This window comes from Methylibium sp. T29, assembly GCF_000576205.1.
In the GTDB taxonomy this organism is placed as follows: Bacteria; Pseudomonadota; Gammaproteobacteria; order Burkholderiales; family Burkholderiaceae_C; genus Methylibium; species Methylibium petroleiphilum.
Map to the genome: position 1 here is coordinate 1 of NZ_AZND01000485.1, position 1,381 is coordinate 1,381.

A 1,381-nucleotide genomic window follows, 5' to 3' on the forward strand; every position below is an offset into this window, starting at 1 on the left:
ATCTTCGGGAAGCAGCCGCCCTGCCCGCCGAAGTCCACGAACTTGTAGCCGCTCGGGTCCTTGAACTCGTCGGTCAGCTGCAGCTCGTTGTGGTTGTAGTAGGGCATCAGGATGTTCTTGGTGCCCTTGAACGTCCACTTCATGTCCGAGATGCGGCCGTTGTAGCCCTCGAAGTCCTCGATCATCAGGTCCGCGCCGAGGAAGGCGTCCGTCGTCTGCCCGGTGGCGAGCCGGCGCACGCGGCGCTGGAAGCCCAGGTAGAGGTAGGCGTCGTCGAACTTCAGGTCGTTCTCGTAGCGCTGAATCAGGAGCTGCGTGTTCTTCAGGTCCTGCGGCTCGAGCACCGTGAGGTAGATGCCGCGGAACAGCTCCGAGGGGTTGGGCGTCACCTCGGGCACCGGGGCATGCTGCACGCGGTGCTTGAAGTTCAGGAAGTGGAAGTTGAACTTCAGCGTGCGCTCGACCTGGCCGGTCGTCATGTTGCGGTACTTCCAGTAGAACGGGTAGATCGCCGCGTTGTCGCCCCAGTTGACGCCGTACTTGTAGTTCCAGGCGATCTTCTCGCCCGCGCGCGGGTCATCGACCTTGGGCTCCTCCGGGAAGGGCCGCCCGGCCACGAAGCCGGTGATCTCGCCGCTCTGGGCGCCCAGCTTGGTCGTGTTCAGGTTCTTCTTCGTCGCCTCGACGTAGAACTTGTCCATCGTGAACTGCGTGGTCGGGCCGACCTTGATCTCGTCCCAGCCGTTCTTGACGATCTCGTAGAGGCCGGGGTCCAGCGCGTCCTTGAACTGCTCGACGTTGGCCTTGTTGATGACGAGGCCGGGCGCCATCCCGGGGAAGCTCGGGAAGCCGTTCTTGTAGGGGTTGAACGAGGCCTCGACGTCGGCCTCGGTGGCGGCGCCGGCGGGGACGCTGGCGAAGGCCAGGCCCGCGGTGAGCAAGGCCAGGCCGACTTGTTGAATCTTCGTTGTCATGGTTGTTGTCTCCTGCTTCAGAACTGATACCTTGCGGTGAGGAAGATCTCGTTCTCCTTCCAGGCCGAGCCGATGGGGCCGGCGCGGAAGCGCCCGAGGGGCTCGAGGCCGCCGAGGCCGCGCGAGTAGGCGCTCAGGGGGTCGGTGTCGCCGAAGGGGGCGGTGAAGGGCGGGAACGGGTTGCAAGAGCGGCAGTCGTCGAACTTCCAGCGGTCCTCGCCGTTGCGCAGCTTGAAGTTGCCCCCGAAGCTGATCTTGAACTTGTCCGTCACGATCCAGTCGACCTGCGGCGAGGTGACCAGCGCGCGGGCCTGCACGTCGTAGGCCGTGATCAGCTGCGGGCTGACGCGGTCGTTGACGAGGAAGGCCTTCATCAGCAGCGTGGCGATCACGTTGTTCTCCCAGTT

1 protein-coding gene and 1 pseudogene are annotated in these 1,381 nt (G+C 64.4%); both read right to left on the minus strand.

Features of this window, described 5'->3' with window-relative positions; genetic code table 11:
- On the minus strand, nucleotides 1-974 hold a 974-nt coding region (locus tag x551_RS22230), incomplete at its 3' end, for a DUF1329 domain-containing protein (protein ID WP_036236707.1).
- A 17-nt stretch (nucleotides 975-991) separates the two neighbouring features.
- Nucleotides 992-1,381: pseudogene (locus tag x551_RS22235) on the minus strand (DUF1302 domain-containing protein); the annotation flags it as partial.